At 66.2% G+C, this 23,922-nt stretch carries 23 protein-coding genes; 12 read left to right on the forward strand and 11 right to left on the reverse strand.

Annotation, left to right across the window (positions count from 1 at the left end):
* Positions 1-90: 90 nt before the first annotated feature.
* Genes HCT51_RS04895 through HCT51_RS04905 form a run of 3 tightly spaced genes read left to right on the forward strand, consistent with a single transcriptional unit; the run spans position 91 to position 2,815 of the window.
* Positions 91-948, forward strand: a complete 858-nt coding sequence (locus tag HCT51_RS04895; RefSeq protein WP_208322629.1) for a carbohydrate ABC transporter permease — start codon at positions 91-93, stop codon at positions 946-948.
* A complete protein-coding gene (locus HCT51_RS04900) occupies positions 945-1,796 on the forward strand; it encodes a carbohydrate ABC transporter permease (RefSeq protein WP_208322628.1) in 852 nt (283 codons plus the stop codon). The genes HCT51_RS04895 and HCT51_RS04900 overlap by 4 nt, the downstream gene beginning before the upstream one ends.
* 20 nt (positions 1,797-1,816) lie before the next feature.
* The gene (locus HCT51_RS04905) at positions 1,817-2,815 is read left to right on the forward strand and encodes a DUF2804 domain-containing protein (RefSeq protein WP_166870877.1); all 999 of its coding nucleotides are present in this window, start codon (positions 1,817-1,819) and stop codon (positions 2,813-2,815) included.
* 66 nt (positions 2,816-2,881) lie between these two features.
* Here HCT51_RS04905 and HCT51_RS04910 read toward each other — a convergent pair whose 3' ends face one another.
* The 3 genes from HCT51_RS04910 to HCT51_RS04920 form a co-directional block, all read right to left on the reverse strand.
* Positions 2,882-3,571 carry a FadR/GntR family transcriptional regulator gene (locus tag HCT51_RS04910; RefSeq protein ID WP_166870879.1) on the reverse strand — a complete coding sequence of 230 codons (690 nt, stop codon included), beginning with the start codon at positions 3,569-3,571 and terminating at the stop codon, positions 2,882-2,884.
* Between the two features lie 77 nt (positions 3,572-3,648).
* On the reverse strand, positions 3,649-5,094 hold the full coding sequence (locus tag HCT51_RS04915; protein ID WP_166870881.1) for an NAD-dependent succinate-semialdehyde dehydrogenase: 1,446 nt from the start codon (positions 5,092-5,094) through the stop codon (positions 3,649-3,651).
* Positions 5,095-5,195: 101 nt separating this feature from the next.
* Complete coding sequence (locus HCT51_RS04920) at positions 5,196-7,304, reverse strand: nuclease-related domain-containing DEAD/DEAH box helicase (RefSeq protein ID WP_224760676.1); 2,109 nt, start codon at positions 7,302-7,304, stop codon at positions 5,196-5,198.
* Positions 7,305-7,578: 274 nt separating this feature from the next.
* Here HCT51_RS04920 and HCT51_RS04925 point away from each other — a divergent pair, with 274 nt between their 5' ends.
* A complete protein-coding gene (locus tag HCT51_RS04925; protein WP_166870883.1) occupies positions 7,579-8,229 on the forward strand; it encodes a dihydrofolate reductase family protein in 651 nt (216 codons plus the stop codon).
* A gap of 8 nt (positions 8,230-8,237) precedes the next feature.
* Positions 8,238-8,621 (forward strand): YciI family protein, encoded by a 384-nt coding sequence (locus HCT51_RS04930; protein ID WP_166870885.1) that lies wholly within the window; start codon positions 8,238-8,240, stop codon positions 8,619-8,621.
* Between the two features lie 65 nt (positions 8,622-8,686).
* On the opposite strand, the gene HCT51_RS04935 is transcribed toward HCT51_RS04930, so the two are convergent.
* Positions 8,687-9,280 carry a flavin reductase family protein gene (locus HCT51_RS04935; RefSeq protein WP_166870888.1) on the reverse strand — a complete coding sequence of 198 codons (594 nt, stop codon included), beginning with the start codon at positions 9,278-9,280 and terminating at the stop codon, positions 8,687-8,689.
* 155 nt (positions 9,281-9,435) lie between these two features.
* Here HCT51_RS04935 and HCT51_RS04940 point away from each other — a divergent pair, with 155 nt between their 5' ends.
* Together HCT51_RS04940 and HCT51_RS04945 are read left to right on the forward strand one after the other, a co-directional pair.
* Positions 9,436-10,563, forward strand: coding sequence for a glycosyltransferase (locus HCT51_RS04940; protein WP_166870890.1), 1,128 nt, complete (start codon positions 9,436-9,438; stop codon positions 10,561-10,563).
* A gap of 133 nt (positions 10,564-10,696) precedes the next feature.
* Positions 10,697-11,563: a G5 domain-containing protein gene (locus HCT51_RS04945; RefSeq protein WP_224760677.1), complete on the forward strand. Its 867-nt coding sequence runs from the start codon at positions 10,697-10,699 to the stop codon at positions 11,561-11,563.
* Positions 11,564-11,643: 80 nt separating this feature from the next.
* Here HCT51_RS04945 and HCT51_RS04950 read toward each other — a convergent pair whose 3' ends face one another.
* Positions 11,644-11,904 (reverse strand): hypothetical protein, encoded by a 261-nt coding sequence (locus tag HCT51_RS04950; RefSeq protein WP_166870892.1) that lies wholly within the window; start codon positions 11,902-11,904, stop codon positions 11,644-11,646.
* Positions 11,905-12,498: 594 nt separating this feature from the next.
* Here HCT51_RS04950 and HCT51_RS04955 point away from each other — a divergent pair.
* From HCT51_RS04955 to HCT51_RS04975, 5 genes are all read left to right on the forward strand, one after another.
* On the forward strand, positions 12,499-13,707 hold the full coding sequence (locus HCT51_RS04955; RefSeq protein ID WP_166871368.1) for an aminotransferase class I/II-fold pyridoxal phosphate-dependent enzyme: 1,209 nt from the start codon (positions 12,499-12,501) through the stop codon (positions 13,705-13,707).
* Between the two features lie 136 nt (positions 13,708-13,843).
* Positions 13,844-14,089 carry a FitA-like ribbon-helix-helix domain-containing protein gene (locus tag HCT51_RS04960; protein ID WP_166870894.1) on the forward strand — a complete coding sequence of 82 codons (246 nt, stop codon included), beginning with the start codon at positions 13,844-13,846 and terminating at the stop codon, positions 14,087-14,089.
* Entirely contained in the window at positions 14,086-14,538 is a 453-nt protein-coding gene (locus HCT51_RS04965) for a type II toxin-antitoxin system VapC family toxin (protein WP_166870896.1), read from the forward strand. The genes HCT51_RS04960 and HCT51_RS04965 overlap by 4 nt, the downstream gene beginning before the upstream one ends.
* A 68-nt stretch (positions 14,539-14,606) precedes the next feature.
* Positions 14,607-15,854, forward strand: a complete 1,248-nt coding sequence (locus HCT51_RS04970; RefSeq protein WP_166870898.1) for a hypothetical protein — start codon at positions 14,607-14,609, stop codon at positions 15,852-15,854.
* Between the two features lie 9 nt (positions 15,855-15,863).
* Positions 15,864-16,241, forward strand: coding sequence for a DUF805 domain-containing protein (locus tag HCT51_RS04975; protein WP_166870900.1), 378 nt, complete (start codon positions 15,864-15,866; stop codon positions 16,239-16,241).
* Here the strand turns inward: HCT51_RS04975 and HCT51_RS04980 are convergent, their stop codons facing one another.
* The 6 genes from HCT51_RS04980 to HCT51_RS05005 form a co-directional block, all read right to left on the reverse strand.
* On the reverse strand, positions 16,242-18,488 hold the full coding sequence (locus tag HCT51_RS04980) for a glycoside hydrolase family 31 protein (RefSeq protein WP_166870902.1): 2,247 nt from the start codon (positions 18,486-18,488) through the stop codon (positions 16,242-16,244).
* Positions 18,485-19,588 (reverse strand): glycoside hydrolase family 15 protein, encoded by a 1,104-nt coding sequence (locus tag HCT51_RS04985; protein WP_166870904.1) that lies wholly within the window; start codon positions 19,586-19,588, stop codon positions 18,485-18,487. The genes HCT51_RS04980 and HCT51_RS04985 overlap by 4 nt, the downstream gene beginning before the upstream one ends.
* A 72-nt stretch (positions 19,589-19,660) precedes the next feature.
* Entirely contained in the window at positions 19,661-20,914 is a 1,254-nt protein-coding gene (locus tag HCT51_RS04990; RefSeq protein ID WP_166870905.1) for an ABC transporter substrate-binding protein, read from the reverse strand.
* Positions 20,915-20,951: 37 nt separating this feature from the next.
* The gene (locus HCT51_RS04995) at positions 20,952-21,776 is read right to left on the reverse strand and encodes a carbohydrate ABC transporter permease (protein ID WP_166870907.1); all 825 of its coding nucleotides are present in this window, start codon (positions 21,774-21,776) and stop codon (positions 20,952-20,954) included.
* Positions 21,769-22,719: a carbohydrate ABC transporter permease gene (locus HCT51_RS05000; protein ID WP_166870909.1), complete on the reverse strand. Its 951-nt coding sequence runs from the start codon at positions 22,717-22,719 to the stop codon at positions 21,769-21,771. Before HCT51_RS05000 ends, HCT51_RS04995 begins: the two co-directional genes overlap by 8 nt.
* Complete coding sequence (locus HCT51_RS05005) at positions 22,716-23,909, reverse strand: ROK family transcriptional regulator (RefSeq protein ID WP_166870911.1); 1,194 nt, start codon at positions 23,907-23,909, stop codon at positions 22,716-22,718. Before HCT51_RS05005 ends, HCT51_RS05000 begins: the two co-directional genes overlap by 4 nt.
* Positions 23,910-23,922 lie beyond the last annotated feature (13 nt).

Consider the following 23,922-nt stretch of genomic DNA (forward strand, 5'->3'; position numbering starts at 1 on the left):
ACACCGAGCACACCGAGCACACAGGGAACACCGAGTAGGCCTGGCGCGCGACGCAAGCCACGGCTGACGAAACACCGTTTTGCGGATGCCGTGCAACGGTGGACATTCGTCACACCCGCGATCCTCCTGATGATCGCGCTGCTCGGCTACCCCATCGCGTACACGTTGGTGATCAGCTTTTCGGAGCTGAACCTGGCGACGTTCGCTCCGGGGGCGTGGGTCGGGTTCGATCACTATGTAGCAGCGTTCCAAGACGAGAAGTTTCTCAACTCGCTTGTTGTCACCGGCGTCTACCTGGTGACGGCGCTGCCGCTGCAGATGGTTCTCGGCTTCGGCATCGCCTATCTCATCAACGCCGAATGGCGTGGTCGTGGAATCATCCGTTCCCTCTTCCTGGTCCCGCTCGCGGTCGCTCCGGTGGTCGCGGGCGGGATCTGGAAGCTCCTCCTCGATCCGCTGTGGGGCGTCACGAACTGGTTCATCGGGATCTTCGGATTCCCGCCGGTCGACTGGCTGGGTGACCCCGGCATGGCGATGGTCACCGTGGTCATCATCGACACGTGGCGGTGGACACCGTTCATCGTGCTCATCGCGTCGGCAGCGCTCTTGAGCTTGCCAAAAGATGTGATGGAAGCCGCCGAGATGGACGGTGCCAGCTGGGTACGCAAGCTCTGGCACGTGTCATTGCCGTTGCTCACGCCGATCATCGCGGCAACGTTCATCGTTCGCTGGCTCGGTGCCGTGAAGATGTTCGACATCGTGCTCGCCTCGACACGAGGCGGCCCGGGCCAGGCCACCAACGTCGTCAACCTGTACATCTACGAGGAGGCGTTCCGGTCGTTGCACTTCGCCGAGTCCTCGGCGATGGCCATCATCGTTCTCGTGATCACGATGCTTCTCATGGTCGTGTTCCTCCGCACGACCCGCAAGCTGGAGGAAAAGTTTTGAGCACCACGATCATTGCCCGTCGCACCAAACGTCAGACCGCGAACAGGGTGCGCATCATCGCCTCCATCGTGGTGTGCGCACTGTTCATCGCGCCCGTGGTGTTCATGGTGCTCACCTCGTTCAAGCTTCCGCGCGACATCTTCACCGTCCCGCCGACGTTCTTCGCGGAGTTCACCCTTCAGAACTACGAGAAGCTCAACACTTACGACATCCCGCGCAAGATGCTCAACACGGCGCTTGTCGCGGTCGGTGCCGGGTTCCTCTCGGTCGTCGTCGGCGCCATGGCCGGGTACGCGCTGTCGCGTCTCCGGATCAAGGGCGGAGGGCTCATCGGCTCGCTCATCCTCGCGACACGCGGTGTACCGCCGATTGCGCTTGCCGTGCCGATGTTCCTCGTCGCGCGCAACCTCAACGTCACCGACCTGCACATGACGCTGGTTATTGCTTACGCATCGTTCCTCGTGCCGTACGTGATGTGGCTCATGCGTTCGTTCTACGTGGCACTGCCGAAGGAACTTGAGGAATCAGCGATGGTGGACGGCGCAAGCCGGCTCGGTACGTTCTTCCGGATCATCCTCCCCATCGTCGCTCCATCGCTCGTGTCGACCCTCATCTTCGCGGTGATGATGGCGTGGGAGGAACTGCTCTTCGCGCTCATCTTGACCAGCCGTGATGCGACCACCATTCCGGTGGCGATTCAGAGCATGGCGGTCGACGTCGAGAGCGGCGGAATGTGGGGAATGCTGACCGCGGCCGGCACGCTCTCTGTACTGCCGATCATCCTGTTCGTCCTGCTCTGCCAGCGTTGGCTGATCCAGGGCATGGCCGAGGGGGCGACCAAGGGATGAGCCCGCGCACTGTCGTTGCCGTGCCCAAGCGCGAAATCGAGATCACGCAGCCCGTTGACCTGTGCCTCCCGAACGGGCGGCTCAATCCCGAGGCTGTCGGGTGGACCCGGACTCCGCTGATCAGGACGAACGTTAAGCGTTGGGGACGCGTGAAGCGGTTCGAGTACTGGGCAATCTCCACGCCCCAGTCGGTGTTCGCCTTCAGTATCGGTCACGCCGACTATCGGACGTCGTCGGCCTCGTTCCACCTCGACCGGGCGGCGGGGTCGACCACGGGCGACGTCGAGGCGCGCTGGTTTCCGCCAGCTCCGGTGAACTTTCCCGAGAGCTCCGGCCGTGAGGTCGTGACCTGGCGGGGGAAGCGGATCAACGTGACCATCACCCCTGGCGTCGAGTCGACGCGCATCCAGTACGAAGGCGAGCACCTCCGTGCCGACATCCGAGTACTGATCCCGGAGACCCATGAGTCGATGGCGGTGGTCGTGCCGTGGAGCGACAAATGCTTCCAGTACACCCGCAAGGACAACAGCCTGCATTGTGAGGGCTGGATCGAGCGCGACGGCCAGCGTGAAGTGCTCGATCCGGAAACCGCCCTGGCCGCGCTCGACCACGGGCGCGGCATCTGGCCGTTCGAAGTGCTCTGGAACTGGTGCTGCGGACATGGCGTCGTCGACGGACACGAGATCGGGCTGCAGTTCGGCGCGAAGTGGACCGACGGCACTCCATCCACCGAGAACTCGATCCGCATCGATGGTCGCGTCTACAAGATCAGCGAGGACGTGCAGATTGACTACGACCCCGCGGACTTCATGCGACCGTGGCGGTTCAGCGGCGCGGGTGTCGAGCTCGTCTTCACTCCCGAGTACAACCGGCACGCGCCGGGGAAGCGTTCCTTCCCGATGAGCCGTGAGGATCAGGCTTTCGGCACGTATGAGGGGCATGTGACGACTCCGGATGGCACCGTTTACCGCGTTGCGGACGTCTTCGGTTGGGCTGAAGAGGTGCACCGCCGCTGGTGAAGCACCCCGGTGCTGCTAGGTGTTGCTAGGTGGCGCTCAGTCCTGCTTGCGGGCGCTGAGCGCCACTTAGTGCGTTTGCGCGCCCCACGCGTCCGCCCGAATGACCGGCTCGTCGAGCCGGCCCGCCTTCCTCATCTCGTCCTCGAACCCCGCGATGTGCCGGTCCATTGCCGCCGCGGCGCCTTCGGGATCGCGGGCCGCGATGCGGTCGGCGATCTTCTGGTGGGCAAGTTCGGCGAGGTGGAGGACGTCTGCGGTGATCGGTTCCTGAGGGGTGTGCCAGGCCGCGAGGGCGTGCACGATGTCGAGCGTGACCGCGTAGAAGTCGTTCGAGCACGCCTCCGCGAGCACCGTGTGAAACGTCATCGTGTCGCCGAGCGGCGCATATTCGTAGGACGACAGGGCGCGCAGCTGCTCGATCTGCTCGTCAGTCGCGTGGACCGCAGCGAGGGCGGCCGCTTCGCGCTCGAGCATCCGCCGGAGGGCGAAGAGGTCGCGCAGGGGTGACTGTGACATGGCGAGCATCATCGCGATCGATCGAGTCGATCCGGAGACGTTTGGCTTTGCGATGCGGACGCCACCGTGCGGCCCGCGTCGAGTGACGATGATGCCGTCTGCCTCGAGCAGGCGCAGAGTCTCACGCACCGTACCTCGCGCCATGCCGGATCTGGCGATGATGTCCTGTTCGCTCAGGTACGGATCGCCTTCCCTCAGCCGCGATCGGATGATGTCGGCACGAAGATCCTCCGCGAGCACGCTTGAGGCTTTCGGGGCGCCACGATACACGCGCGGGCCGTTGGGCGGCGACGTTGATGTCTCCTGTGGCGGCATCCTCAGCTCTCGAATCCGGTCACCACCGTTTTCACGGTGAGATACGCATCCATGGCCTCGGTGCCGTTCTCGGCGCCCATACCGCTGCTCTTGACGCCGGAGAACGGCGCGACAGCGGTACTGACGAACAGACTGTTGATGCCGACCATCCCCGCCTCGATCTCCTCGCTGAGTCGCTGTGCAGTGTCAAGTGATGTGGTGAAAGCGTAGGCCGCCAGACCGAATTCGGTGCTGTTGGCACGCCGTACCGCTTCGTCCATATCGGCCACCGGGTTGATGAGCGCGATGGGGCCAAACGGCTCCTCCTGCATCACACGGGACGTCTCGGGAACATCACGCAGAACGGTGGGCAGATAGAAGTGCCCCGTCGTGTGGGACTCGCTGCGACGGCCTCCGAGGAGGCGCGTCGCGCCGTCATCCATCGCGTCCCGCACGAGGGCATCGACCTCGTCGATGCGCTTGCCGCTGGCCAAGGGTCCCATGTCGGTGGTCGCGTCGAGTCCGTCGCCGAGCACGACGCGACCGGCCGCCTCAACGAAGGCATCGCTGAATGCGTCGACGATCGACTCGTGCACGTAGAACCGTGTCGGGGCGACACATACCTGGCCGCCGTTGCGGAACTTCGTGGTCACGCACTTCTGGGCGACAGCGGCAACGTCGACATCGTCGGCGATGATGACGGGGCCGTGGCCGCCGAGTTCCATCGAGACGTTGGTGATGGTGTCGGCCGCGCGCTTGATGACGGAGGTGCCGACCGCCGTCGACCCGGTGAGGCTGACCTTGCGGATGCGCACGTCACCGACGAGGACGTCGCTGATGTGTCCGGCCTGCCCGGTGACGACGCCGATAACCCCGGAAGGAAAGCCGGCGTCGGCGATGGCGCGGACCATGGCGAGACACGAGGACGGCGCCTCGCTGGCAGGCTTCACGATGATCGTGCATCCCGCGGCAAGGGCGGGCGCGAGCTTGCGCGCAGCCAGCATGATCGGGAAGTTCCACGGAGTGAACGCGGCAACAGGGCCAACGGGTTCGCGTCGCACCTGGATTCGCACGCCGGGCACCACACTGTCGACCAGTCGGCCGTAGATCCGGCGCGCCTCGTCCGCGAACCACTCGAACTGCTCGACGCAGCTGTCGACCTCGGCGAGGGACTGGGCTAGCGGCTTGCCCTGCTCAATCGTCAGGAGTCGCGCGATCTCGTCGCGCTCCGAGCGGATGTTCGCGGCGGCGGCGCGGAGCAGCTCCGAACGCTGCCAGCCGGTCGTGCGGCGCCATCCGTCGAAGGCAGCGTCGGCGCACTCAATAGCCGCCAACAAGTCTTCGTCCGTGGCACGGGCAGCAGTCGCGACGATCGTCTCTGTTGCGGGGTTCGAAATCTCGAAGGTGCCCCCGTCAGATGCATCTCGCCATTCGCCGCCGATCAGCAGCTGGTTGTTCCTGACGCCCATGACAGTCCTCTCGATAATCGTTAGCAATAATCATGGGTGCGCCGCCTTAGCAACCCGAAACAGGTGCACATTCGTGCAGGCGTCACGAAATCACTTCTGCCTCATGTCGACGTGCTCGAGTCGACCGACCCGACCCAGACGCCGTCCCGGGCGCGTGTTATGCCGACGTACAACTCCCGTCGGTCGCGCTCGTGTCGTTCGAGCAGTGACTCGGACCCGTCCGGGTCACGCACCGCGGACGGAGACAGCAGCGACTCGTCGACCCGCGGCAGCAGCACCTGCTTGAACTCGAGCCCCTTTGCGCGCTTGATGGTGCCGACCTTCACCGCTTCGACAGGGACGCCGGCATAGTCCTTCAGCGGCACGGTCGGCAGCGAAGCGGTCGCGAGGGCGCGCGTTGCTGCTGCGACTCCCGCGTTCGTGCGGCAGAGCACCGCGACATCCCCAATCCCGGTTCCCACCTCCCGCGTGACGGACCTGACGTGCGCAACAAGCGCCTCGTCGTGCGCAGCGTCTGTCGTGAATCGCGCGAACACCGGGGGACTGCCGTGCCGCGACACTCGTTGCGTGCCATCACCAAGCTGGTCGGCGCCCTCGATGTCGGTGAACTCGTCGCCGTCGACGATTCGGGCGGCGGCCTGCAAGATCTCGGCGGTGTTGCGGTAGTTGACGTTCAGCACGACACCGCGTCCGGCCAAAGAGATACCGGCCTCGGCGAGGGTGTAGCCGCCCGGGTAGATGGTCTGCTGGCCGTCACCGATCAGGGTGAAAGCGTCCGGTTCGTCGCCGACGAGTGACCGCAGCATCCGCACCATCGCGCACGACAGGTCCTGTGCCTCGTCCACAATAACGGCGGAGTACCCCTCGAGCGGCTGTTCCCGCAGCGTGCGCTCCGTCGCCAGGATCCGGTCGGCGAAGTCGTGCACGCCCTGCTTCTCCAGCTGCTGCTCGTACTCGCGGTACAGCGCCCAGACGGACCGGCGCTGGTCGATGGTGAGTCGGCGCTTGCGTCCGATCCGGGCGCTGTCGGCATACTGCTCGAACTGGGTCAGCCCACGCCCCTTGATGACGTGCGTGATCTCCTCTTCCCAATAGTCGGGCTTCGAGTCGATGAGCTTGAGAGGAGCGGATGCCGCGCGCCAGGCGTCCCACCAGGCGGTCTTCATCCGCTTGCTGTCCAGCTTGGAGTTGATGCCACGCTCGCTCAGCACCGAGCCGGCGAACTCGTACACGCCCCGGAACTCCACTCGGTCGACGACCTCCGGTGCCATGCGCTCGAGCGCGTTGCGCATCACGTCCGGCAGCGTGCGGATGAACGTGGTGAACAGGATCTTGCCGTCGGGTTTCGCCCGGGCCAGGTAGGCGGCACGGTGCAGGCCGACTACGGTCTTGCCGGTGCCTGCTGCGCCACGGATGCGGGCGGGGCCGTTGAAGCTGCGGCGCACGAGCTTTGCCTGGTCGGGATGCAGGAACGCCATCCATTCCTCGATCGGTTCGGCGAGCAGTCCCTCGAGCAGCACGTCGTTGACCTCTTGCTCGGTCATGAGGGAGTCGACGTCGATATGGCTGGGAGCGGCTTCAAGCACTGGTTCACGCACGACTGCGGCCACGGGCGCTGGGGCTCCGACAACGGGGAAGTGTTGCAGGGCCGCGCCGAGCACTGTGCTGACCTGGCTCTCCGTCATCCGATGTCCGCGCCGCACGATGTAGCGCACGATGTCGGCCTCACCGACGACATCTACCGAACCGACGGACTCCTGGATGCCCTTCCGGCCGGCGAGCACGACGACCGACTTGACTTCACCGGGCGCGAGGCCAACCGCCGCGAGTGCCGCTTCGGTGCCGTAAGCCAGATCGGCCAGTCCTTCGAACTCGTCGGTGACGTCGTCCTGGTCGCGAAAGACGCGGCCGCCGGCAACCATGACGTCCTTCCACCACTTCGTGTCGACGATGAAGACCCCGCTCGGCCCAACCACGACGAGATCGACCTGAGCACGGCGGCTGCCTGGCCACTGCCGGTCGGGCAGCAGGAAGTGCCCGTGTGCGGTGAGTGGCGCTAATAGTCGCGCGATGCGCTTCTCGGATTCGGCTGCGGCCATGAAGTTGCCTGCCTTCGAGCGTGACGCGATCGCCTCGCGTTCGTGTGCCGCCGCGAGCGCGAGCTGTCGCTCGCCCTCAAGCCGCGCTGATTCCCCTGCCGACATGCTCATTCCCCCGGTGAGTGTGGTTCAGGTTCATTGTGGCAGGGCATGGAGTGGTCGTCGACCAATGCGGCGACGAGTGCCGCCAGGCTTGCTTCTAGCCGACTTTGATCCAGTCACCGCAACTGCTGCTCTGGACCCCAGTAGAGGGCGCATTACTTGGCTGCTTCGATCGCGCCGCCAGGCGGGCGCGGCGCCCTAGCGCCGACGCTCCGCTATCGGCCATCATGGGCTCCATGACCGAACTGGTCTGACGAAGGTCGTCCACAGAAGGAGTCGAACGATGTCTCTCGCACGAGTCCAGAACTTCTCCATCTCGCTCGACGGGTTCGCCACCGGTGAAGGTCAGAGCCTCGAAACACCGTTCGGCCACGCCGGTGACAGGTTGCACGAATGGATGATCGCGACCCGATATGGCCGGGAGATGTTCGGGGGCCAGCCCGGTGGCAGCGGGGGCATCGACGACGCGTTCGCCCGCCAATTCGATTTGGGGATTGGGGCCGAGATCATGGGCGCCCGCAAGTTCGGGCCGCCTGAATGGCACGAGGACCCGGAGTGGAAGGGGTGGTGGGGTGCCAACCCGCCGTTTCACACACCGGTCTTCGTCCTCACCCATCACCCGCGCCCGTCGATCGAGATGGAAGGCGGCACGACGTTCCATTTCATCGACGCTCCGCCTGCCCAAGCGCTGGAAACGGCTCGCGAAGCTGCGGGTGGCCAGGACGTCCGCCTGGGTGGCGGGCCCAGCATGATCCGCGACTTCCTTGCGGCCGGGCTCGTTGATCACCTGCACACGGTGGTCGTGCCGATCCTGCTTGGCCGAGGCGAACGCCTCTGGGATGGGCTGGAGGGTCTCGAGAAGGGCTACGAGGTCGAGGCCACGTCCTCGCCGAGCGGGGTCACGCATGTGACATTCACCCGAGCGAGTGTTTGAAGCAGTGCATGCCGCGCGATCCCAACATCCCTGACGCGTTCGACGTTTATACGGTCGTCGTGCTGCGGCGGCCGGCCGATGCGCCGGAGATGTCGGACGAGGACGTCCACGCGCTTCAGGCTCGCCACCTCGCCTACCGCGCGGAGCTGGGGCGGCAGGGCGTGCTCGTCGTGAACGGGCCGTTCGACCAGCAGAGCGACCCGTCGTATCGCGGAATGTCGATCCTCGCCTGCGACCCAGCCGAGGCCGCACGACTGTCTGACGGCGACCCGTCCGTTGCGGCCGGTCGGCTCGCCTACGACGTGATGGAATGGTGGGTGAGCGCCGGTGCGCTTGCCTTCCCGCTCGCCGACCGTGCGGTGGGCGACCGCCGCTCGATGCCCAACGACTGACGCGTCACGCAGCATCGGTTGGATGTCGTCCTGACTCATGCCAGGCAGGAAACATGCTCTTTTCTTTATGAGCGGATGCGCGACTTCTCGCCGAGCTCGTGCCAATTGCGGTTGTGATAAACGAGCGGGCTCGACGGTTCCGCCTCCGGTCTATTCGTGCCCACGTTGGTCTGCAGGGCATGAACCGCGATGACCGTCGAACTGCCCGCCGTCATCCGGTTGATCACCCGACCGCGGATCCACACGTCGGCGTCGTGGAAGAGTGGTTCGCCGGTGACTAGTCGCGACCACTTCCCGGTGTCGGCAAATCGATCAATGCCGCTGGTGGCGCAGAGCTTCGCGATGTCCAGCTGGGCGGACCCGAGCAGGTGCACGACCACGGTGTCGGCGGACTTGATGACCGGTGCGCTGGATGACAGGTCTGACACTGAGAACACCAGCAGCGGCTCGATGCTCACCGAGAAGACCGACGTGGCGGTGAGACCCACCGGGCCAGAGCCATCGTCGGCGGTGACCACCGAGACGCCCGCCGCGTGATTGCGGAACGCGTGCTTGAACTCGTCCGGTGTCAGGGACAAGAAGCCGTTCAGGGTGCTGCGGTCGGCAGCCTGAAGCGCGCCAACGGGAGACTGTCGACCAGGCGAGGAGTGCTGCGGCATGAGCGGATCCTTGCTCTGACGGACGGAGGCACCGACGCGATGAAGCGCGGGTTGATGTCCATATTTGGTCAGTTTTGAGTTCTTGTGTGAGTTGTTACCGTTCGTGACGCCGGCCCCCATTGACGCCGCGGCGACGAATGAGGTCCGCTTGACCCATGGGCAGCGTGTTGTTCGTCACCTGGGATGGCGGCGGCAACGTGCCGCCGGCGCTCGGGATCGCAACCGAACTGGCAAGGCGCGGACATGCCGTGCGTTTCCTGGGGCACCCCAGCCAACGGGAAGCATTGACGGGTGCCGGGTTCACTGCCGAAGAATTCCGGCACGCGCGACTGTGGTCGGTGACCGAAGCCCACGCGGGGGGCATGACCGCCGCCGCGATGCGGTACGCCGGTGTCTTCACCGACCGGGGGATGGGCAACGATCTGGTTGAGTCCGTCGCACGGACGCCGACCGACCTTGTCGTCATTGACAGCCTGCTGTTTGGAGCGATGGCCGGCGCCGCACGCGCCGGCATCCCATATTCGCTGCTCGTTCACACGCTCTACAGCGCCACTTTCAAGACGTTCGTCCGCGGGCCGCTCGGGCTGAACGCCCGGCTGAGGCGATTCGACCCGGCGGCGCTCTACCGCTCCGCCGAGCACATCATCGCGGCGACGCTCAAAGAGATTGACCACGGCGCATCCCGGCGAATCCTCTACACCGGGCCGGTGCTGTCGGCTGCGGTTGGCGGTGCCGCGATGCTGGGTGAAGGCGCCGACAACAGCGGCGACCCGCTCGTTCTCGTCAGCCTGAGCACCACCTACATCAGCCGTCAGGCGGAGGCGCTGCAGCGCATCCTCGACACGGTCGACGGGCTGGCTGTGCGCGCTGTTGTAACCACTGGACCGGCCATCGACCCGGCCGCTCTCACGGCGCCGCTGAACGCGGAGGTGCACCGGTTCCTGCCACACGCTCAGGTGATGCCGACCGCGTCCTTGATGGTCAGTCACGGCGGTCACGCCACGACGATGCTGGCGCTGGCGCATGACCTGCCGCAGCTCATCATGCCGATGAACCCGTTCTTCGACCAACCGGTGATCGCCCGTGCATTGAGCGATCGGAACGCCGCCCGGACGCTGCCGAAGAACGCCCCGGTCAACGACATCCGCACCACAATCGAGCACATGCTGGCGGATCTGGACCGCTACCGGGGCAATGCGGCTCGGCTGGGAGCTCTCGTTCGGGCTCGGGATGGCGCGGCAGCGGCGGCTGATGTGCTGATGGCGGATGGCGCGCCGGCGTGAGTGCGAGAGGTGATGAGAAGCGCCCCGATCGGGGGATATCGCCTCGCTGATGGCGCCGCCAAGCTGAAGCAGCTCGAAAATCGCCGCATGGCTACCGCTCGGGTCTAATTCCTGATCTGTGGAGGGGCGTGCCGTGTCGGCAGTCATATCGAGGGTTCGCGCGTGGGTTGTCGGCCACAAAGTCGCGAGCATTGTCATTGCGGTGCTCACGGTGGCGCTCATCGCATCCGGCGCATTCTGGTGGATGCTGTTGATCGCCGGTCTCGCGGTCATCATCGTCGGGCTCATCGCGCTGGCCAAAGGCTCCGCGAAGCGCTTGCGGGTGTCATCCCGGCGAGGCGCGCTAGCCGTGCTTGGCGCGGGCGTCGCTATCGTGCTGATTGGTTCCTCGGCAACTGCGATGACTCTGCCTGCTCAGGATGCCGCGCCCGCTCAAGTGGCTGCGGAAGCTCCGGCCAAGAAGAAGGCCGCGCCGACGCCAACCCCAACGCCTGAGCCAGTTGTGACTGAGGAAGATGTGGTCGAGACCTCGGCCATTCCATTCGAACGAGTCACCGTCCAGGACGGAAACGTGCTCTCGGGAGTGACGTCGGTCACGACCGCCGGTGTCGACGGTCAGAAGCTGACGACGTACCGCGTGACATCCACGGACGGAGTTGAGACTTCGCGTCGGCTTGTGAGTGAGACCATCGCAGTGACGCCGACCGCTGAAGTCACGACTCAGGGCACAAAGGTTGTCGTGGCGGCGCCTCCTGCTCCCAAGCCGGCTCCTCCGGCTCCCGCTCCTGCTCCAGCTCCGGCTCCAGCTCCTGCCCCTGCGCCGCCCGCGGGTGGCGGTTGTGATTCGAACTACGCGGATGCGTGTGTGCCCGTTTCGTCCGATGTGGACTGCGCCGGGGGCAGTGGGAACGGACCTGCGTACGTCGCGGGGCCGGTGCGCGTGGTTGGAAGCGACATCTACGACCTGGATCGCGACGGCGACGGGATCGCCTGCGACTAAGTCGTCAGCATTGCTTGAAGGCAGACGGATGCCGCCACCTAACTGTGGTTCGGCGGCGGCATCCGCAGCTCGTCAAATTCTCACCGCAACCGGGTCATGTTCATGACCTGGTAGCTATCACGAACCTGCTCCATCTGCTGGCGGGCTTCGATGGTTTCGGCGTTCACGGTTGGCTGACGCGGCTCGACCTTAGTTGGGCGCCGACCCCACCGGATGAGCGCAAGGCCAAGGTGCATTGCGGCTCGGTCGAGCGGTCCCACCCGGCGCACAGCTTGCGTCGGAGGGTTGGATTGAGGCGGGTGATCATGGCGACCGGGAGCGGTCACCTGTTGAGTTTTCATGATGGTGGTGATTCCTTTGTCGTCGCGAATCCGGGCGTTTCAAAGCGCGTTCCGGGGTCGCGAATAGAGGGGTGGCCGCAAGAAGCAGCAAATGGGTGACGCGATTGTTCGCGTCACGCGCGGGGTGAATGACCTAAGCCAGCGGAATGCAAACTCCTGCTGAGGCTGTCTGGTCGGGCTTCGAAAGCGTCACCACCGTCTGGACCGGTGGGAACTGCTGCCCGGTCAGGCGATGAAGACGCCGACGAAGCCGGCGGTGGCGGGGATTGCGATTGCAATGTCCTGATTAATCACGCTGGGCTCCTTTCGTCATAGGGCGTACAAGGGATCACCGTAGCGGGGTTTCTGCCCCAGGCGCAACACTTTTTTCGCGGCATCCGTCGCGACATTACGAACTACGGCACACGGTCCCTTGTGCACGATGTCACGCGGCAGTGACACACCCTTGCGGGCTCCGGTTACCAGCCAGTCAGCTAGCCGTGCGGAAGTCAATTGAAGGCCCGAGCGTGACCATTGAACGCTCCCAGTTGGGGGAGTACCGTGGCGCCGGGAGCCGGCTCGACGGGCCCGCCCAGACGTCCAAGGAGCCGCGTGATGGATGGCCAGTTCAAGTCCAACCGGGTCACGACCGTTGCCGGCGCCACGCCGTTCAAGTTGCTGTACGACTATTACCGGCTGTCCAGCTATCAGGAGCGGCGACATCAACCCGGGGTGCTCGACTTCACCTTCGGCGATCCGCACGACCCGCCGTCGGATGCCTACGTCGAGATCCTGCGCGAATCGCTGATCCCCCAGCACGAGCTGTGGTTCGCCTACAACCTGGGCGACGCGCAGGCGGTCCAGGCCGCGACCGACTCCCTGCGACGCTATCTCGGCCTTCCGTTCGAGCCGAAGGACGTTCATCTCACGACTGGCGGTTTCGCGGCGATCTCGGTCGCGCTGAAGGTCGTCGGCGATCCCGGCGACGAGGTCGTCTACAGCCTCCCACCGTGGTTCTTCTATGAGGGCACCATCCTGGAAGCCGGTCTCGTCCCGGTCAAGGTGTCGGTCAACCGGGAGACGTTTGATCTCGACCTGGACGCGATCGCGTCGGCCATCACACCCCGCACTCGCATCGTCATTGTCAATAGCCCGAACAACCCGACCGGCAGGATCTACCCGGTCGAGACGCTGCAGCGCCTGGCGGCCCTCCTTGAGGAGGCGTCGGAGCGCAACGGGCGCCGCATCTTCCTCATCTCCGACGAGGCATATAACCGCATCGTCTTCGACGGGGCACGCTTCCGCAGCCCCGTGGAGTTCTACCCGTGGAGCTTCCTCGCCTACAGCTACGGCAAGACGCTGCTCTCACCTGGCGAGCGAATCGGGTACCTCGCACCGTCGCCGGCCATGCCAGAACGCGAAGGGATACGGGATGCAATCGAGGCCCTGCAGATGTGCGGCGGTTGGCTCTTCCCCAACAGTTCGATGCAGCACGCGCTGCCGCGCCTCGAGACGCTAACCTTCGACATCCCGCTGTTCCAACGCAAGCGCGACGTCATGGTCGAGGCGCTCCGGTCAATCGGTTACCGAGTCAGGGTGCCTGAAGGCACCTTCTACCTGTTCCCAAAATCGCCGCTTGAGGACGACGCGGCGTTCATCGCGGCCCTGGCCCGCGAGGGCGTCCTCGTGCTTCCGGGGCGGATGTTCGAAACACCGGGCTTCTTCCGCGTCTCACTGACGCCCACGATGCAGACCATCGAGCAGAGCATCCCCCGGTTCGCGGCCGCCTTCGCGCGGGCGGCCGAGACGACTCCGGCCAGCTGAGGGCGGTTTCATCCGTCGGACAGACTGCGCCTGGCTACGGCACACGTGAGTGACATATCCGATTAGGGCTTTCGATCATCAGTCACCGTGCATGCAATGCATGCGCGCGATATCCATGAGGAGGAGGTGGTCGAAAGTGGGCATTCTTACCGTGCGAAATCTTGACCCCGTTGTGCAGGCGAAGCTTCGGGAGCGTGCTGCCCGGAATGGCCGATCCATGGAGGCAGAGGCCAGGGCGGTACTCGCGGCCGCGGTCGCCCAGGACACCGAACCGACCGACCTTGCCGCGAGCATCCGTCGTCATTTCTCTGGCGCTGATGTCACTCTAGAACTGCCCGACCGCAGCGCGGCTGGGCAGCGTGAGATCGAACTCCCGCAATGATTGTGCTCGACACGAATGTGTTCTCTGCGCTCATATCGGCCGACTCGTCAGTGCTTGACCCGTGGCTCGCTACCGTTTCGGGCACTGACTTGTTCACAACGGTGATCACTCGTGCAGAGATCCGATATGGGCTCGAACGGCTGCCGCATGGCACGCGCCGCAAGGACTTGGCAGCCCGCGCAGACGCCCTGTTCGGCGAGATAGCCGATCGACTACTCGTCTTCGACGGTGCTGCTGCCGATCGCTACGGTGCCCTTGTTGCATCCCGTGAGAGAGGACGGCCGATCTCCGTTCCGGATGCACAGATCGCGAGTATCACGTTCATTCATCGCGCCACGCTGGCCACCCGGAACGTGAAGGACTTCGCCGACACCGGTGTGCCGGTCGTCAACACGTTTCCTAGACTGCCGCGAAACATCCCGCTCACGCACTCGTCCCCAAGTAGATGACTGCAATTCACACAACGCGCGGATGCTGCGATGAGCGTTCTGCCGACCGGTGAGCGACGAGGAGATGGTTGCTGGTGGACGGTGTGCGCACCAAGCTCACGCACGACCGGATGATGGCACTGCTGGCCTCGGTGCCCAACGCCAACCCGATCTCCGAACGTGACCGGCGCAACTCGATCAGCAGCGAGGTCATCCGCTGCACGCTCAACGGCGAGCCGGCGGTCGCTGTCGGAGCCGAGTACTCGGTGAAGACCAAGATCGGCGCCCTGCTCGATCTGCTCGACCTGACCCTCGCCGACGGTGAACTCCCCGAGCGGGTCACCGTGCTGATCGGCAACAACGGGGCGCCATCACATCGCGAGGCGATCGACGCGCTCTGCACGCTTCGGGACACCTTCACCGGCAGCACGCGGATTCGGCTGCTGACGGATGCCGCGGACGGCACCCTCACCGAGGTGGAGGACGGTGCACCGGACTTCTCCGCCTGCGCGAGTGCGGTCTCCTGGCTGCCCGAGCTCACCCGACTCGGCGAGGCCCCACCGCCGCTGATCGTCGACCTGATCAGCCGGGTCGGGCACCCGTCACTTCGCGCCTACCCAGACCTGATCGGCTGGCCGCAGTGGTCGCTTCGACTCGAAGGGCTGCGCGTCGGCTCCGCGGACGCCCACGGCGGATGGCTGGATGTCGGAGAGCTCGGCCGCTTCGGAGACCTCAGCGATCACCGCCTCACCTGGCTCACGGTGACGGGTGCCATGGCACGGATCGAGTTCACCGCCGACTCGCTGGACACGGCGGCTCAGGTGCTGGCACGGTTCGCCACGTCGTGGACCGGGTACGGCACCACAGCGCCGGACGCCGACGAGCACACGCTGGAGTCGCGGATCCTGCGGGGCGCGGTGCCGGTCGTCGTGGCGGATGGCGCCACCCTGCAGTCGGTGCGACCGGATGCCGTGGTCAACTGGGGCGCCCAGATCCCCACCCAATGGGGCGAATCGGGTGGCACCTCGCGGCGCTTCCTCGACGCCCTCCTCCGTGACGGCAGCACTCCTTGGGCGCTGGAGCTGAAAGCGCCCGCGGGTGGTGGCGTCGGCAGGTACTACCGGCACGGCATCGCCCAGGCGGTGCTCTATCGGCACTACATCCGCTCGGCCACGCCGCTGCACCCGTTGTTTGCCGGGCAGCAGCCGCCGCTCGACCCCACCGCGTGCCGGGCAGCGCTCGTCGTGCCGCGGCTGCAGCCCGGCACGGGCTGGCGCGATCGTCACCGCGCCCTCGCCAGCCAGTTCGATGTCGAGCTCGTGGAAGTGGACCCCTAGGCTGTGTACATGAACTTTGGTCAGGCAATTGCGAGCGGTTTTGCGAATTACGTCAACTTCCGTGGATACGCGAGCCGGTCGGAGTTCTGGTACTGGACACTGTTCACCACTCTCGTCTCGATGCTGACGAACTTCATCGATCCCGTGACGACGTGGGGCGACACGAGCACCGCGAACTCCCTGTGGTCGCTGGTCGTCTTCCTGCCCTCGCTGGCGGTCAGCGTGCGTCGCCTGCGCGACTCCGGTCGCCACTGGGGCTGGCTGTTCATCGTCCTGGTGCCGGTGGTCGGCTGGATCATCCTGATCGTTATGTTCTGTCAGCCGTCGCTGCCCACGCTCGCACCCTCATCCAACGGCGCGGCCGTCGCACCACCGATCGAGCGCTGACTAAGCGTCCTCCGGCTGGAACACGGCGACGAGCTCGGCCCAGGCATGCGCTCGCGCGAACACCGGTACCCGGTCACGGGGTGCCTCGGCCTTGACGACTTGACCACCGTCGACCGGTGCCCCGGTCCAGGCGTCCACCCATGACCCGGCAGGCAGGTACACCGGCCATGCCTCGACGTCGGGCTCGAGCACCGGGGCCACCAGCAGATCGTCGCCGAGGAGCCACTGCACCGGGTGCTCCCACACCAGCGGGTCGTCCGGGTGCTCGAAGTACAGCGGACGCATCAGCGGCTTGCCGCTGGCGAGCGTCGCGTGCGCCGATGCGGCGATGTACGGCACCAGTCGTTCGCGCAGCTGCACCAGCGCGCGCACCGATGGGATGACCGAAGCGTCCCCGGTCAGTTCCGCGATGTTCCACGGGGTGCGGTCCCGCGAGGGGGTGCGGTGGTGGTTGAACTCCGAGTGGTACTGCATGATCGGCACGAACACCGAGGCCGCCATCGCCCGCAGGTACAGCTCGGCGTCCGGCGCCGGGCCGGAGAAGCCCGCGACATCCCAACCCCAATAGACGATGCCGCTCGCGGCGGCGCTGAGCCCGGCCAGCATCGACCAGCGGAACGCCTCCCAGGTGGAGTTCTCGTCGCCGGCCCAGAACGCGCCGTGCGCCTGTGACCCGGTGAAGCCGGCCCGGCTGAAGGTCACCGGAGCCTTGCCGCACGACTCGAGCAGGCGGCCGTAGGCGGCGGCGTACGCGACCGGATACGTGTTGTTGCCGGCCGCACCGGAGCGCCCGTCGAGGTAGACGAGGTCATCGCCCCAGGCGTGCTCGCCGCCGTCGGTCTTGAAACCGTCGATACCGACCTCCTCGACCAGGTAGCGGCGTTTCGCCGTCCACCAGTCCGCGGCGCGCTCGTCGGTGAGGTCAGGCATCAGCCCGAGGGGGAACCACCAGCCGCGGTTCCGGTACGGACGCACCCCGCCGTCGGGCGTGCGCTCGCGGATCAGCACGTTCTCGCGCATCGCGGCCGCGGCATCCGCTCTCGCCTGCCCGGTCGGGTGCGGACGCATCTTGATCAGCGGAATCTGCCACAAGTGCAGTTTCACGCCCTGCTCGTGCAGTGTGTCGACCATGCCCTTCGGGTCTGGCCAGGCTCCGTCGGCGGGGAAGGTGAAGTCGGCCAGCCGCATCGGCCCACCGTCCTCCCGCACCTGATACTGGGCGTCGCGGAAGATGGTGAAGCTCGATTCGTCGCTCCACGCCTCGATCACCACCGAGCCGACCGGGATGTCGTGCTCGGCGTGCAGCCGCACCTGCTTCTCGACCTCGGCCTGCGTGTTCCACTCGTTGCTGCTGGCCCAGAGCCGGAATACCCAGTCCGGCAGCTCGGTCGGGCGACCGACCTCGTCGAGGAAGGCGGCGAGCACCTCGTGCGGTGCTCCCCGGTAAATGCCGAGCGAGATCGCGTCGGCGCCGGCCGGGGCATCGGTCTCGGCCTCGATCCAGAGCCGATCGGGGGTGGATGCGCCGATATCGAACCAGACGCGACGCGAGGTGCGCACGTGGAAGCCCCAGCCGTCGCCGCCGACCACGTGGCCGAACGGCATCGGCAGGTAGGTGCGGCGGTGCTCGCCCTGGCTCTTGTACTGCTCGAAGACCATCGAGTCGAGGGTGCTGCCGCGGTGGTCGAGGGCGTCGAAGCGCTCGCCGAATCCGGTGACGTGCTCGCCGGGCGCGAGCGGCAGGGCGAATCGCACCCGGGTGATGCGGTCGGCGTCACGCAGCACGGAGACGCTGCCGGGCACAACAGTTGTGGTCGGGTCGGCGACGATGGCGTCATCCGCCGCCTCCCATCCGGCCACCGAGCACTCGAACCAGCGCGTGCGCTCGACGCCGTCGGCGCGGTGCGCGCTGAACCGGTAGCGCAGGGTGCCGCCCGCGGGCACGGCGTCGGGGGAGAGCACCGTCTCCCAGCCGCCTTGGCTGCGCGCCAGTCTCGCCTGGGCGCCGGCGAGGTGGCCGCCGTCGACGGACTGGCCGCGTGACGAGCGTACGACCGGCTGCAACTCAACGAAGTCGGTGCGGGGATCGGATGCCGTGGTCACCAGCTCAAGCGAGACCCGGTCAACGTCGCCCGAGGTGCGCACGCCCAGCCTCAACTCCTCACCCGCCACCGGCAGCACCGGCAAGCGCTGCTCCGTGTCGTCGGCGTACGGATGTCCCGAACCATGTGGTCGATGCCGGATCATGCTTCACCCATTTCCGCTGCCAACCGCAGCACCATTGCGTGGCTCCATAACAGCGGGGTCGCCACGGTTCCCCACCGGTCAATCCATTCCTGCTCGAACTCGGGATCGAGCAGGTGTCGGCTCACCTGCTCGGGCAGTGAGCCGTCGGCGGTGACGGTCGAGACCGCCCAGTCGAGCATTCGCTGCGCCTTACCGCGCTCGCCGATCGCGAGCTGCGCCAGCCCAAGAAAGCACGAGAGCAGCGGCCACTGGCCCCCGCCGAAGAACGTGTCACCGAGAAAGCGGTGCACGCCACCGTCGACACACAGCTCGCGTTCGACGGCAGCGACCGTCTGCCGGGCGAGGCCCGAACTCGGATCAAGCACTGCCATCGGCCCAACCAGGGCGCTCAGGCTGCCGTCGACGGCGGAACTGCCCAGCCACTTCACCACGTGGCCATCGGCGACCAGCCGGTTTTCCAGAAAGACGCGAGCCGCGGATGCCGCAGCCGCAGCCTGCGCGCCAAGCTCACCGTCGACCAGCTGGTGTGCCACTGCGGCCTCGAGCCCACCGATGACGCAGCCCAGGGTGGAACCGTGGACCTGCTCCACGTGCTCTTCCCACCAGTCGAAGCAGGGGCGTGACCACGAGCTGATCAGGTAGCGGACGACAAGAGTCGCGGCATCCGCCCACCGCTCCTGAGTGAGACCGTGCCGGTCAGCGTGTGCGGTGACGGCCCACAGCCAGGTGCCGTAGCCGTCGAGCTGGAAGTCCCACCAGTCGTCGGTGCCGATCTCGCCGTCGAGGGTGAACCGGGTCGGCAGCATCTCGTTATCCGGCAGCGGGGTGCCCGCGTCGGCCGCCGCGATGATGCGTTCGATCCGCCCGGCGTGGCGCAGTACGGTCGCGGCGCACCAGTCGTGGAAGGCGCTCGCCGACGCCACTTCACCGACCGCCGACATGCCGTCGGCGATGAAGGCTCCGTCACGGAACCAGGAGTAGCCGCGGTAGGCGGAGAACGTGGGGCTGGCGGGATACGCGCCGGACGGATGCTGCAGCGAGCGGATGAGCGAGCGCGAGTGTTCGAGAAGCTCGCCGAGCGCGGTGGAGGTGGTGGCCATGAATCCTTGATTCGACGCAGGGTGGGCAACGGGAGGGAGTGGGGCGGGTGTTGGCCCGCCCCACTCGGGGAGTTAGCCGAGCAGCGCGTTCACGCGTTCCTCGGCGGAGGCGAGTGCGTCTTCGACGGTCTTCCGTCCGGCGGTCGCCTCGGTGAGCTCTTCGCTGATGATGTCCTGCATCTCGGCCTGGTTGGCGCCGATGGACGGGGAGAGCGCAACACCGTCGAGGGAGTCGAAAACGGCCTGACGGTTCTCGGGTGCGCCCTTGGTCAGGTACGAGTGGAGCTTGGTCTCGTCGGAGATCGGCGGCAGTTCCCAGCCGCTGTCGAGTCGCACGTCGACCATGGTCTCCGAGCTGGTCAGAAACTCGGCGAACTTCTGCGCGGCCTCGATGTTCTTGCTGCCGGACGAGACGGCGACGGCGTTCGAGAACATGGCGCTGGCCTGCTGGGTGTCGCCCGGTTCGACCGCGATGTCCCATTCGAACGCCGTGTCGGCGAGGGTGCCGAACATCCAGATGCCGGTGTGCCACATGGCGAGCTTGCCGTCGACGAACAGGCCGCTGTCGAAGTCGGGGGTTCCGGCGCCCTGCTCGGGCGTCGGCATGGTGATGCCGCTCTTGCCGACCAGCCACTCGGCCGCCTTGATGCCCTCGGGCGAGTTGAATGCGACCTTGGTGCCGTCGTCGGTGAGCACGTCGCCGCCGGCCTGGGCGACGGCTTTGTAGTACTCGTGGTAGCTGATCGGCTGGTAGTCACCCCAGACGCCCGCCGCGGCATCCGTCAGCGCCTTGCCGGCCTGCTGTTCGTCAGCCCAGGTCCAGTCGGCGGTCGGGTACTCAAGGCCCGCGGCGTCGAACAGATCCGTGTTGTAGAACAACACCACGTTCGAGAACGAGCTCGGCAGCGCGTACTGGGTGCCGTCGGTCTGATAGGCCTCGGCGAGCGAGTCCTGGTAGGCACTGGTGTCGACATCCTTGAGTTCGGCGAGCACGCCGCTCTCCTGGTAGGCGGCGTAGTTGGCAAACTCAATGTCGAACACGTCGGCCACGGTGCCGCCGGCGAGGTCGGTCTGCAGTGTTGTGAAATAGTCGGCGTAGGGCAGCGTGCTCACGTCGACGGTGATGCCAGCGTTTTCAGCTTCGAACGCGTCGATGATCGTCTGCAGGTTCTCTTCGTTGCCGTCGTTTGAGATGAAGTTCGAGTAGGTGATGGTGATTCCATCGCCGTCGCTGTTACCGGCGTCGGCGGTGCCGGAGCACCCGGTGAGGACGAGGCCGAGCGCGGCGGCGATGCCGACACCCGTTGTCAATGCTGTGCGATTCATGGTGATTCCTATCTCCTTCGATGGGGGTGGTGCGGGGTCACTTGATGCCGGAACTTGCGACGCCCTGAACGACGTACTTCTGGGCGAACAGGTAGATCGCGAGCATGGGAAGCACGCTGATGACCGAGCCGGCCATCATCACGTCCCACTGGGTGGTGTACTGCCCCTGGAGTCCGGCGAGGGCGATGGGCAGGGTCTGAAGCTCGGGGTCGCGCAGGATGATCAGCGGCCAGAGGAAGCTGTTCCAGCTGCTCATGAACGCGAACACGGTGAGGGTGGCGAGCGAGGGTCCGATCAGCGGCAGCACGATGGTGCCAAAAATCCGGAAGTGCCCGGCGCCGTCGATGGTCGCCGCCTCGTCGAGCTCGCGCGGCACCGCGTTCATCGCCTGGCGCAGCAGGAACACCCCGAATGCGCTGGCCACGCTGGGGAGAATGACGCCGAGGTGCGTGTTGATCAGGCCGAGGTCGCGCATCTGCACGAACAGCGGCACGATGAGCACCTGGATCGGGATCATCATCGTCGCGAGGTACAGGGCGAACACCAAATTGTTGCCGCGGAACGGCAGCCGGCTGAACGCGTAGGCGGCCATTGCGCTGGTGACCAGTTGCAACAGCGTCACCGACACCGCCAGTCCCAGCGAGTTGAGTACCACCTGGGCGAACGGCGTGTTCGAGAACAGCTCGGTGTAGGCGGCAAGCGACGGGTCGCTCGGAATGAGGTCGGGTGTCGCTGACAGCCCGGCGCCCGGCGACAACGATGTGCTCAGCGTCCAGAGGAACGGGAAGAACATGGCGACCGCGCCCAGCGCCACGAGCAGGGTGAGGGTGACGGCGCGCAGTCGAGAACCGCGACTATGCATAGTTCACCCACTTCTTCTGGGCCCGAATCTGCACGACGGTGATCCCCAGCACGACGGCGAACAGCATCCAGGACAGGGCGGATGCCTCGCCGGCCGAGCCATAGCGGAACGTGAGGTCGTACACCCGCATCACCACCACCTCGGTGGCGCCGGCCGGGCCGCCGCCGGTCATCGCATAGGCCTGATCGAACACCTGGAAGCCGTTGATCAGCGAGATGACCACGACGAAGAAGGTGGAGGGCGAGAGCATCGGCAGGGTGATGCTGACCAGCCGCCGCCACCAGCCGGCACCGTCGACGGTGGCAGCCTCATTGAGGTCCTGCGGAATAGCCTGCAGCCCAGCGAGCAGGATGATCATCACGAAGCCGAGGTCCTTCCACACCGAGGCGAGGATGATCGAGGGCATTGCCCAGGCCGGGTCGGTCCACCAGCCCGGGCCGTCGACGCCGACCCACGCGAGGGCCTGATTCACGACACCCACGGTCGGATTGAGCAGCCAGCGCCACATCAGGGCAACGACGATCCAGCTGGTTACCACGGGAAGGAAGTAGAAGCCGCGCAGCAGATTGCGCCCCGCGATCTTCGCGTTCAGGGCGAGTGCTAGCAGCAGACCGCCGACGTAGACGAGCGGCAGGTATCCGAGCAGGTAGTACAGCGTGTTCCCGAAGGCCCGGAGGGTTCTCGGATCGCCGAGCAGATCGAGGTAGTTCTGGAAGCCGACCCATTGCATCGGTGACAGCAGGTTCCACTGGTGCAGGCTCACCCAGAACGCGCCCACCATCGGGTACAGGGTGAACAGGGCGAGCGGAATCGCGCTCGGCAGCAGGAACAGCAACACGGTGCCGGCGTAGCGCCAGCGTTTCGCGCGCTTTCTTTTGCCCGGCTTAGGAGGGGCGGATGTCGCGGGCGCCGTGGGCTCGGCGATGACAGCGGTCTGGGTCATCGCGCCGCCAACCGGTCGCGCACGAGCTGACCTTGATCCCCGGCGAGGCCTTGGGCGTCGAATGGGGTCGCCAGCACGAGGCTGGCGGCGCCCTGCGCCCAGCGGTCGTCCTGCCAGCTCTCGACCGCGATCGGCAGCTCGCGCCTGCTCGGCATCAGCTGTCCGCGGAACGCCTTCTCGAAGCTCTCGGACCAGTGCGCCCACGACTCGGCGCCCTCACCCAGCACGATCAGAATCTCGGGGTCGACGGTGTTGACCACTCCGGCGAGGGCCCGACCAAGCAGTCGGCCGGCGTCGGCAAAGATCTCGCGGGCGCCGATATCGCCGCGGTCGGCAAGCAGCCTCAGGTCGGCGATGCCCGCCCCCGGTCCGATCACATTCGTGGCGCGGGCCTGGGCGACGAGAGCGTCCTGGCCGATGTTCGCTTCGAGGCATCCGTTCGCCCCGCACTGACAGCGCGGCCCGTCTTCAGAAACGGGGATGTGTCCGATCTCGCCGGCGCCGCCGCGGTGGCCGCGCAGCACGACACCGTCGGTCACGATGCCGGCGCCGATGCCGGTTCCGATGGTGACCACGAGCGCGTCGGAGAAGCCGCGCGCCTGACCGTGCAGGGTTTCGGCCACGGCGAGGGCGTTCACGTTGTTCTCGACTAGCACCGGCACGCCGAGAGCCCGGCGGAGCGAAGGCCCGACCGGCATCCGGGACCAGCCGAGCTGGGTGGAATCGACAATTCCGTCGGCCTGCCTCTCGACGCTGCCGGGCACCCCAATGCCGATACCCAGCAGGGCTGCGGCCGCGCTGCCGTCGATGAAGCGTTCGAGTGCCTGAGCGAGGTTCGGGATGGCGTCGCTATCGGCGGCGTCGAAGGGTTCGGTTGCCGAACGGGTGACGGCACCGTCGAGGCCGACCTCGACAATGGTGAGGTGGTCGGCGGCGACCTTGACGCCGATCGCGGTGCCGGCGTCCGCTTGCAGGCCGAGCAGCCGGGCGGGCCGGCCGCCTTGGGAGGGGCTGTACTCGAGTTCGCTGAGCAGGCCATCAGCGATGAGCTGTTTGCACAGCTGGGTGATCAGCGCGGGGGAAACGAGAAGGGCCCGGGCCAGCTCGGCTCGGGACGTGGGGCCCTGGGCGCCGATCTGAGCGAGAATCGCCGATCGCGTGACGTCTGTGCGCGCGTTTGGCTGTGCCACTCCGACCCCTTTG

Source organism: Salinibacterium sp. ZJ450, assembly GCF_011751885.2.
GTDB lineage: Bacteria > Actinomycetota > Actinomycetes > Actinomycetales > Microbacteriaceae > Ruicaihuangia.

Excerpts from the sequence above, each read along its gene's own strand:
- HCT51_RS04990 (WP_166870905.1), bottom strand. The coding sequence starts at position 20,914 with ATGAATCGCACAGCATTGACAACGGGTGTCGGCATCGCCGCCGCGCTC.
- HCT51_RS04920 (WP_224760676.1), bottom strand. The coding sequence starts at position 7,304 with ATGAGCATGTCGGCAGGGGAATCAGCGCGGCTTGAGGGCGAGCGACAG.
- HCT51_RS04985 (WP_166870904.1), bottom strand. The coding sequence starts at position 19,588 with ATGGCCACCACCTCCACCGCGCTCGGCGAGCTTCTCGAACACTCGCGC.
- HCT51_RS04995 (WP_166870907.1), bottom strand. The coding sequence starts at position 21,776 with ATGCATAGTCGCGGTTCTCGACTGCGCGCCGTCACCCTCACCCTGCTC.
- HCT51_RS04955 (WP_166871368.1), top strand. The coding sequence starts at position 12,499 with ATGGATGGCCAGTTCAAGTCCAACCGGGTCACGACCGTTGCCGGCGCC.
- HCT51_RS04965 (WP_166870896.1), top strand. The coding sequence starts at position 14,086 with ATGATTGTGCTCGACACGAATGTGTTCTCTGCGCTCATATCGGCCGAC.
- HCT51_RS04975 (WP_166870900.1), top strand. The coding sequence starts at position 15,864 with ATGAACTTTGGTCAGGCAATTGCGAGCGGTTTTGCGAATTACGTCAAC.
- HCT51_RS04925 (WP_166870883.1), top strand. The coding sequence starts at position 7,579 with ATGTCTCTCGCACGAGTCCAGAACTTCTCCATCTCGCTCGACGGGTTC.
- HCT51_RS04915 (WP_166870881.1), bottom strand. The coding sequence starts at position 5,094 with ATGGGCGTCAGGAACAACCAGCTGCTGATCGGCGGCGAATGGCGAGAT.
- HCT51_RS04980 (WP_166870902.1), bottom strand. The coding sequence starts at position 18,488 with ATGATCCGGCATCGACCACATGGTTCGGGACATCCGTACGCCGACGAC.
- HCT51_RS04930 (WP_166870885.1), top strand. The coding sequence starts at position 8,238 with ATGCCGCGCGATCCCAACATCCCTGACGCGTTCGACGTTTATACGGTC.
- HCT51_RS05000 (WP_166870909.1), bottom strand. The coding sequence starts at position 22,719 with ATGACCCAGACCGCTGTCATCGCCGAGCCCACGGCGCCCGCGACATCC.
- HCT51_RS04950 (WP_166870892.1), bottom strand. The coding sequence starts at position 11,904 with ATGAAAACTCAACAGGTGACCGCTCCCGGTCGCCATGATCACCCGCCT.
- HCT51_RS04940 (WP_166870890.1), top strand. The coding sequence starts at position 9,436 with ATGGGCAGCGTGTTGTTCGTCACCTGGGATGGCGGCGGCAACGTGCCG.
- HCT51_RS04935 (WP_166870888.1), bottom strand. The coding sequence starts at position 9,280 with ATGCCGCAGCACTCCTCGCCTGGTCGACAGTCTCCCGTTGGCGCGCTT.